The 8,595-nt window shown below is 54.7% G+C and carries 9 protein-coding genes and 1 riboswitch; of the genes, 3 read left to right on the top strand and 6 right to left on the bottom strand.

Annotated elements, in window-relative coordinates; translation table 11 throughout:
• Positions 1 to 500: 500 nt before the first annotated feature.
• The gene (gene purH, locus B9Y90_RS22915; RefSeq protein ID WP_039289279.1) at positions 501 to 2,090 is read left to right on the top strand and encodes a bifunctional phosphoribosylaminoimidazolecarboxamide formyltransferase/IMP cyclohydrolase; all 1,590 of its coding nucleotides are present in this window, start codon (positions 501 to 503) and stop codon (positions 2,088 to 2,090) included.
• An 18-nt stretch (positions 2,091 to 2,108) separates the two neighbouring features.
• Entirely contained in the window at positions 2,109 to 3,401 is a 1,293-nt protein-coding gene (gene purD / locus B9Y90_RS22910) for a phosphoribosylamine--glycine ligase (RefSeq protein WP_085542731.1), read from the top strand.
• A gap of 46 nt (positions 3,402 to 3,447) precedes the next feature.
• Here purD and B9Y90_RS22905 read toward each other — a convergent pair whose 3' ends face one another.
• The 6 genes from B9Y90_RS22905 to nudC all read right to left on the bottom strand — a co-directional run bounded on the left by B9Y90_RS22905 (position 3,448) and on the right by nudC (position 7,807).
• Entirely contained in the window at positions 3,448 to 4,140 is a 693-nt protein-coding gene (locus B9Y90_RS22905; protein WP_039289275.1) for a DUF1481 domain-containing protein, read from the bottom strand.
• Between the two features lie 14 nt (positions 4,141 to 4,154).
• Positions 4,155 to 4,427: a nucleoid-associated protein HU-alpha gene (hupA, locus tag B9Y90_RS22900; protein WP_002884342.1), complete on the bottom strand. Its 273-nt coding sequence runs from the start codon at positions 4,425 to 4,427 to the stop codon at positions 4,155 to 4,157.
• A 186-nt stretch (positions 4,428 to 4,613) separates the two neighbouring features.
• A complete protein-coding gene (locus B9Y90_RS22895) occupies positions 4,614 to 5,204 on the bottom strand; it encodes a YjaG family protein (RefSeq protein ID WP_008460165.1) in 591 nt (196 codons plus the stop codon).
• A 43-nt stretch (positions 5,205 to 5,247) separates the two neighbouring features.
• Positions 5,248 to 5,919 (bottom strand): deoxyribonuclease V, encoded by a 672-nt coding sequence (gene nfi, locus B9Y90_RS22890; RefSeq protein ID WP_085542730.1) that lies wholly within the window; start codon positions 5,917 to 5,919, stop codon positions 5,248 to 5,250.
• Positions 5,920 to 5,930: 11 nt separating this feature from the next.
• Entirely contained in the window at positions 5,931 to 6,998 is a 1,068-nt protein-coding gene (gene hemE / locus B9Y90_RS22885) for a uroporphyrinogen decarboxylase (protein WP_085542729.1), read from the bottom strand.
• A gap of 35 nt (positions 6,999 to 7,033) precedes the next feature.
• Positions 7,034 to 7,807, bottom strand: a complete 774-nt coding sequence (nudC, locus tag B9Y90_RS22880) for an NAD(+) diphosphatase (protein ID WP_008460162.1) — start codon at positions 7,805 to 7,807, stop codon at positions 7,034 to 7,036.
• Positions 7,808 to 7,905: 98 nt separating this feature from the next.
• On the opposite strand from nudC, the gene B9Y90_RS22875 reads away from it, so the two are divergent.
• Positions 7,906 to 8,409: an Rsd/AlgQ family anti-sigma factor gene (locus tag B9Y90_RS22875; protein ID WP_008460161.1), complete on the top strand. Its 504-nt coding sequence runs from the start codon at positions 7,906 to 7,908 to the stop codon at positions 8,407 to 8,409.
• Positions 8,410 to 8,459: 50 nt separating this feature from the next.
• Positions 8,460 to 8,570: riboswitch (TPP riboswitch) on the top strand.
• Positions 8,571 to 8,595: the final 25 nt, after the last annotated feature.

Genomic DNA, 8,595 nt, shown 5'->3' with positions numbered 1-8,595 from the left:
AGATTGTCTGATAAATTGTTAAAGAGCGTTGAGTCAGTCGCTTTCGCTTGCTAACTCGAGGTGGCGTATAATACGCTTTCCTCTTTCAGAGTCAACCCTTAATTTCAGGATTTTTCACTCTCATCGCCGCCGTTACTCTGTGATGTTGTTCACATGTTCCGTGTCGATGGAGGCGCATTATAGGGAGTTCTCCCGGCGCTGCAACACTAAAATGACAGAAAAATGACTGACTGCTGCATTCCACAGCAAAACCCCGCCTTATACCCTTTTGCACACAGACTTATCCACAATCCGGATTTGAACTTAAAATTCGCGAGCGTGACGCAAACGTTTTCGCTACAATGCACCGCGATAAAATGGACACCCCCGATGGGGGCGTTAGCTGAGTTTTCGTCTCTTCTTTTCCTTAATTTCCCTTTTCTGCACCGCCAGAACTAAGGTGAAGACTAAAATTCAGCTAACGCTCTTCTATATGCGAACCAAAGCCAAGGGATAAAACCATGTCACAACGTCGTCCTGTACGCCGCGCACTGCTCAGTGTTTCTGACAAAGCCGGTATCGTCGAATTCGCTCAGGCCCTCTCCCAACGTGGAGTGGAGCTGCTGTCCACCGGCGGAACCGCCCGCCTGCTGGCAGAAGCAAACCTGCCGGTAACCGAAGTCTCCGACTACACCGGTTTCCCGGAGATGATGGACGGACGCGTCAAAACGCTGCACCCGAAAGTTCACGGCGGCATTCTTGGCCGTCGCGGTCAGGACGATGCCATCATGGCGGAGCACGCCATCTCTCCTATTGATATGGTCGTCGTTAACCTTTATCCGTTTGCCCAGACCGTTGCCCGCGAAGGCTGCTCTTTAGAAGATGCGGTTGAGAACATCGACATCGGCGGCCCAACCATGGTTCGCTCCGCAGCCAAGAACCATAAAGATGTGGCGATCGTAGTAAAGAGCAGCGACTACCAGGCGATCGTTGCCGAGCTGGACGCGAACGAAGGATCCCTGACGCTGGAAACTCGCTTCGATCTGGCGATCAAAGCTTTCGAGCACACTGCGGCCTACGACGGCATGATCGCTAACTACTTCGGTAGCCTGGTCCCGGCCTATCACGGCGAAAGTAAAGATCCTGCCGGGCGCTTCCCACGCACGCTGAACCTGAACTTCATTAAGAAGCAGGATATGCGCTATGGCGAAAACAGCCATCAGCAGGCCGCCTTCTATATAGAAGAAGAAATTAAAGAAGCATCCGTGGCAACCGCGACCCAGGTTCAGGGCAAAGCGCTCTCCTATAACAACATCGCGGATACCGATGCGGCACTGGAATGTGTGAAAGAGTTCGACGAACCGGCCTGCGTTATCGTTAAACACGCTAACCCTTGCGGCGTGGCCGTCAGTGGTTCCGTACTCGAAGCCTACAACCAGGCTTATAAAACTGATCCAACCTCGGCCTTCGGCGGCATCATCGCTTTCAACCGTGAGCTGGACGCAGAAACCGCACAGGCCATTATTTCTCGCCAGTTCGTCGAGGTCATTATCGCCCCTTCCGCTAGCGAAGAAGCGCTGAAGATCACCGCGGCTAAACAGAACGTTCGCGTCCTGGTTTGCGGCCAGTGGCAGAAACGCACAGCTGGCCTCGATTTCAAACGCGTCAATGGCGGCCTGCTGGTTCAGGATCGTGATTTAGGTATGGTGACCGCAGGCGATCTGCGCGTAGTCACTAAACGTCAGCCGACCGAGCAAGAACTGCATGATGCACTGTTCTGCTGGAAAGTGGCGAAGTTCGTTAAATCCAATGCCATCGTTTATGCCCGTGACAATATGACCATCGGCATAGGCGCAGGCCAGATGAGCCGCGTCTACTCAGCCAAAATTGCCGGTATCAAAGCCAGCGATGAAGGCCTGGAAGTGAAAGGTTCGGCTATGGCTTCTGATGCTTTCTTCCCGTTCCGCGATGGCATTGATGCCGCAGCCGAAGCTGGCGTGAGCTGCGTTATCCAGCCGGGCGGGTCAATTCGTGATGATGAAGTCATTGCCGCCGCCGACGAGCATGGGATCGCAATGATCTTCACCGGCATGCGCCACTTCCGCCATTAATTACCGGAGCGTTTATAGATGAAAGTTTTAGTTATTGGCAACGGCGGGCGCGAGCATGCGCTGGCCTGGAAAGCGGCTCAGTCTCCTTTAGTACGTACTGTATTTGTTGCGCCAGGTAACGCGGGCACCGCACTGGAACCTGCGCTGCAGAACGTTGCTATTAGCGCAACAGATATTCCAGCTTTGCTTAGCTTTGCGCAGAACGAAAACATCGACTTAACCATCGTCGGCCCGGAAGCGCCGCTGGTGATTGGCGTGGTGGATGCATTCCGCGCCGCTGGCCTGAAAATCTTCGGGCCTACCGAAGGGGCGGCACAGCTGGAAGGCTCGAAGGCTTTTACCAAAGACTTCCTGGCTCGCCACAACATCCCGACGGCGGAATACCAGAACTTTACCGAAGTTGAGCCTGCGCTGGCTTACCTGCGCGAGAAAGGCGCACCTATCGTGATTAAGGCCGACGGCCTGGCTGCGGGTAAAGGCGTTATTGTGGCGATGACGCTGGAAGAAGCGGAAGCTGCCGTCAATGACATGCTGGCCGGGAACGCGTTTGGCGATGCGGGCCACCGTATTGTTATTGAAGAGTTCCTCGACGGCGAAGAAGCCAGCTTTATTGTGATGGTAGATGGCAAGCACGTTCTGCCGATGGCCACCAGCCAGGATCATAAACGCGTTGGCGACGGCGATACTGGCCCGAACACCGGCGGCATGGGCGCTTACTCTCCCGCTCCGGTGGTGACTGACGAAGTCCATCAACGCACCATGGAACGCGTGATTTGGCCGACCGTACGCGGTATGGCTGCAGAAGGGAATACCTACACAGGCTTCCTGTACGCCGGGTTGATGATCGACAAGCAGGGTAACCCAAAGGTGATCGAATTCAACTGCCGCTTCGGCGATCCGGAAACTCAGCCGATCATGCTGCGTATGCAGTCAGATCTGGTCGAGCTTTGCCTCGCCGCCTGCGACGGCAAGCTGGATGAGAAAGATTCTAAATGGGATGAGCGTCCAGCTCTGGGCATCGTACTGGCAGCAGGCGGTTATCCGGCCGATTATCGCAACGGCGACGTTATCCACGGTCTGCCGCTGGAAGAAGTGGCCGACGGCAAGGTGTTCCACGCCGGGACTAAGCTCAGCGAAGATGACCGCGTGCTCACCAACGGCGGGCGCGTATTATGCGTGACTGCATTGGGTGAAACGGTTGCCAAAGCGCAACAGCGCGCGCTGGAGCTGAAAAAAGATATTCACTGGGATGGCAGTTTCAGCCGCTCGGATATCGGCTATCGCGCCATTGCGCGTGAAAACGCGAAGTAATATCGACAGTACATACTAAACCGCCCGCGTGGCGGTTTTTTTACGCCTAGAAATCGCCAGGCTTAGGCTGCCAGCTGCAGAAGTTCTGGTTCGCCACCAGCAGCAGCTGTGAACCTTCCGGGGCTTCCAGCCAGGCAATGCTGACGTCAAGGGAGGAGTGGCTCTGACGGCGTGCTATATGGCTCAGGGAGGCGCTATCAAGCTTTGGCGATAATGTTTCGCCTTCGCAGGTCGTTACCGTGCCGTTCTGGTGCCAGCGTCCCTGCCGCAGCACAACGTGGCCGATGCGCAGCGCTTCGCTGGTCTCACGAATACGATTGGCGTTGAACTGGTACAAAGCCACCTGATCGTTAGAAAGCTGCTGCTTCTGGCTATTCACTTCCCGCTGCATAAAGCTCAGGTCGCCGTGGTCGTCAAAGCGGACTTTGACATGCTCCGGCTGCTTGCCCTGAATATTGAGTTCGATAAAGGTCAGTTTGTCACCCTGCCAGCGGTATTCACCGGTGGTAGTGGCGCCGTGCTGCCACGGGCTAAACGCGGTAAGGATATGGGTGGATTCATCGGCGTTGTCTTTTCGCCAGATGCGCACCACGCCCTGGTCGGCAACATAGCCGGTAGCGGTAAAAGGAGGGAGTTTGTTACTGCTGCATGCCGTGAGCGCCAGTACACCCGCCAGCGCCAGTAGCGGACGCCAGACGGACAAAAGGGGCGTAAACGCCCCTCTGTTAAAACTGTTCACTGACACGCGTTAACTTACTTAACCGCGTCTTTCAGTGCTTTACCAGAAACAAATGCCGGCACGTTAGCAGCAGCAATTTTGATTTCTTTACCGGTCTGCGGGTTGCGGCCAGTGCGCTCAGCACGGTGGTTCACTTTGAAGGTACCGAAACCAACCAGTTGTACAGCATCACCTTCTTTCAGAGACTCAGTAATTGCAGCCAGAGTGGATTCCAGAGCAGCTTTAGCCTGTGCTTTAGACAGGTCAGCCTTGTCAGCAATTACATCAATCAGTTGAGTCTTGTTCATAAGTTATCCTTACAATGTGTTTATCGCTTGCTAAGCATCGAGTGCGACGGAAATGCCTAAAAAGCACTCTCCTGCATACACGCACCGATAGCCACTTTTATTCGCCCCACAAATGTAGACCAGACGGGGGGTTAATTGGAAGCCTCCAGGGAGGACAAATCAGACTGTATGTCACGTTTTACTGTCTTACTGCTGCAAATTTATACCGATATTACTGATACCGGCCTCACGGAGGTCAGCACGAAGCCCTTTAATGAGCTCAATATCGCGTTCTTCGCAGTCCGCCAGCAGCCGGAAAATCTCCCACTGAATGTCCCATTCTTCTTCTACCGCCGGGTTTGCTCTCAACTCCTCGTCGGTCATTTCACGACCGGCCTGAGTCATTTCCAGCATCGCCACCGAAGTGATTGAACATTTACTGACTTCGATTGCGTGCTCCAGCGTTTCACCCGAGAGACGGGAGTGAATAAGCTCACTCAACGCCACGCACGCGTCAATCGCCGGATAGACACCGTAAATATCATAGTCGTCAGCCGCAGGAATTGCCTCTTCAAGTTTCTCTAACTGACTATCAAAGTTCACTTTGGCATCTTTCACCGTTTGGGTTTCCCAAACCAGGTCAAGGATCTTGCGATAAAGCTGGGGATCGCCAAAGCCGGTTTGCTGGCAAAACATGGCGTAGTTCGGGTACATACGCTCGCACAAAGAAGCCATAAAAGTGACGTGCTGCCAGCTTTCCAGCTTCTCCAGGCGTAAATGAATAGGGTTCTGTAACATGACGGTGTCTCAAAGACGGAAAATTAGCGGCAGTTTACCTGAATCACCTGCCGATTGCTTGCAGGCGCTTAAAAGCCGGGCGCCCGGAGGCAACGGCATCGGCCCAACGGGTTGGCTCCGGCAGACGGTAACCGGCTATGCAGCGCTCGACCCATGTTAATGCGCCGTCGAGGCTTACGCGGTGCCCGGTAGAAATAAACAAAGGATTACAGCGTTTTTTACTGCGCCAGACCCACGCCAGTTGCTCGCCTTTGTCCATCAACGGCGCACGAGCGCCGGGTTCTTCCCCCAACGGTTCAAACTTCCCGCACAACCGCTTTTTCGCCACGCCAATCGTCGGCACATCCACCAGCAGCCCAAAATGGCTGGCAACCCCTAAACGACGGGGATGCGAGATGCCGTGTCCGTCCACAAACACCAGATCGGGCTTCTGTGAAAGCATACCCCACGCCTCAAGCAACGCGGGATATTCGCGGAAGGATAAAAAACCGGGGATATAAGGCATGGTGGTGGCAATTCTTGCCACCTGATATTCAACCAACTCAAGAGACGGATAGCTCAACAAAACGATGGCCGCGCGGGTGACGTCTCCGCCTTGTTCAAACCCCACATCGGCCCCGGCGATCAACCGCGGTGGATCCTGCTCAAGGCGATCTTCGCGGATCACTTTTGAGGCCAGATCCAGCTGTTGCTCTCGCAGTACGGTGAGATCCATCTCTTGCTACCTTAAGCGCGGTGATATTGCGTAGACAGGCGATGCACGGCTTCCACAAAGACGCCTGCATGCTCTGGCGGAACGTCCTGGTGAATACCATGCCCAAGGTTAAAGACGTGCCCTTCCCCCTGCCCGAAACCTGCCAGAATGGTGGCAACTTCTTCTTCGATGCGTGCCGGCTGAGCGTAGAGCATGGAAGGGTCCATATTCCCCTGCAGCGCGACTTTATGACCTACGCGGCGACGTGCATCTGCAATATCCGTTGTCCAGTCGAGGCCCAGTGCATCACACCCGGTTTCCGCCATCGCTTCAAGCCACTGCCCGCCGCCTTTGGTGAACAACGTCACCGGCACACGGCGGCCATCGTTTTCACGCAGCAGGCCATCGACGATTTTGTGCATGTAATAGAGCGAGAATTCTTTGTAATCACGTCCGCTCAGCACGCCGCCCCAGGTGTCAAAGATCATCACCGACTGCGCGCCCGCGCGGATTTGCGCATTCAGGTACAGCGTCACGCTCTGCGCCAGCTTGTCCAGCAACAGGTGCAGCGCTTTCGGGTCGGCAAACATCATTTTCTTAATCACGGTGAAGGCTTTGCTGCTACCGCCTTCCACCATATAAGTGGCCAGCGTCCACGGGCTGCCGGAGAAGCCAATCAGCGGCACTTCGCCCTTCAGTTCACGACGAATCGTGCGCACCGCGTTCATCACGTATGCCAGCTCGCCTTCCGGATCGGGAATCGGCAGCTTTTGAACATCGGCCAGGCTTTGAATCGGGGAGCTAAAGCGTGGGCCTTCACCGGCTTCAAAGTACAACCCAAGCCCCATCGCGTCCGGGATGGTCAGAATGTCCGAGAAGAGGATCGCCGCATCAAGCGCATAACGGCGCAGCGGTTGCAGGGTGACTTCGCAGGCCAGCTCAGCATTTTTGCACAGCGACATAAAGTCACCTGCCTGAGCGCGCGTCGCCTTATATTCCGGCAAATAACGCCCTGCCTGGCGCATCATCCACACCGGGGTGACATCTACCGGCAAGCGCTGCAGGGCGCGCAGGTAACGATCGTTCTTCAGTTCAGTCATTTTTACCTTTCCTTTAGCTGTATCGCCGCAGTCTATCATTCATAGTCCGCGCGACACAGGGCGACGGTATCTTCAATTAAGCGGCGTGCTACGGTGCCCGGCGGCGGTAATAGCGGCAGTTGGTCATAGCGATACCAGCCCGCATCCAGCAGTTCTTTCGGGTCAATTTTGATTTCGCCGCTGTGGTAATCCGCCATAAAGGCGGTCATTAGCGACTGCGGGAACGGCCAGGGCTGGGAAGTCACGTAGCGCAGGTTTTTCACCTGAATACTGCTCTCTTCCATGACTTCGCGCGCTACCGCCTGCTCCAGCGTTTCGCCGACTTCGACAAATCCGGCCAGCACGGTGTAAACGCCGTTGCGATGCCGCGTGTGCTGAGCCAGCAGGATATGATCGTCCTTACGGATAGCGACAATAATGCAGGGGGCAATTTGCGGGTAATACCGTTCCCGGCAGTGCCCACAAAGCATCGCCCATTCACTTTTGCTGAAATGCATTTCATGGCCGCAGTAACCGCAATACTTATGCGAGCGATAAAACTCGGCCAGTTGAACGCCTCGCCCGGCCAGTTGGAACAGGCCCACATCGCGATCAAGGAGCTGGCGCAGCGAGCCCATGTCCGAACGGCGGTTTTCACGAATCAGCCAGACGGGTTCACCTTCCCACTCACCGATATCCAGAGCCCGGCTGCCCACAAGCTGAAATTCTTCCGCGCTGCCGTGAGGTAAGTCACCCTGTGGCAACCATATTTTTTGCTCATGGCTGACTATCCACCAACCATGATCTAAGTTTTGAATAACACGTTCCATAACCTGGTGCACATCCCCGTGTTCACTGATATAAACAATTAGTTTTTACTTTTTTGGGTTAGTTTGCGTTCAATCTTTTAACTCACGGAGTCTCAATCATGCTGAACCAGTTAGCCAATCTGACTGAGCGCGTTGGTGGTAGTAATGAGTTAGTTGACCATTGGCTGCAGGCCCGTAAGCACCTGTTGGTCGCCTATTACAACATGGTCGGGATCAAGCCTAACAAGGAATCGCACACCGCGCTCGACGAAAAAGCGTTAGACAATTTTTGCCACGGCCTGGTGGATTACCTCTCTTCCGGTCATTTCAGTATCTACGAGCGAATCATCAGCAACCTGGAAGGCAGTAGCCCGCTGCTAAGCGCAGCTCAGCTCTACCCTCAACTGGAAGCCAACACCCAGCAAATCATGGACCTCTACGACTCCCACCTGGAAAACGCCATCGACCGCGACAGTTGGGTCGAGTTTCAGCAGGCGCTGTCGGAGATTGGCGAGTGCCTGGAGTCCCGCTTCACCCTTGAAGATAAACTAGTCCTCCTGGCTATTGATAACAACCTCGACGGCAGCGCCAGCGATCCTGCCGGGCTGGCAAGTCCGGCTTGAGTTGTTAGCTATTAACGAGTAATTTACAACTTTCCCACCGCAAGGTGGGATCATTCTTGTCGGAGTGCCGAGTGCGTTAAGCACCGGCTGAGACCGTTAATTCGGGATCCGCGGAACCTGATCAGGTTAGAACCTGCGAAGGGAACAAGAGTAATTCTGTCTTTGGGTACACCCGTTTTCGGGCGA

The organism is Cedecea sp. NFIX57 (genome assembly GCF_900177785.1).
Classification (GTDB): Bacteria; Pseudomonadota; Gammaproteobacteria; order Enterobacterales; family Enterobacteriaceae; genus Cedecea; species Cedecea neteri_C.
The sequence above is the reverse complement of the archived record's forward strand: the minus strand, read 5'-3'. Positions and strand labels throughout refer to the sequence as shown.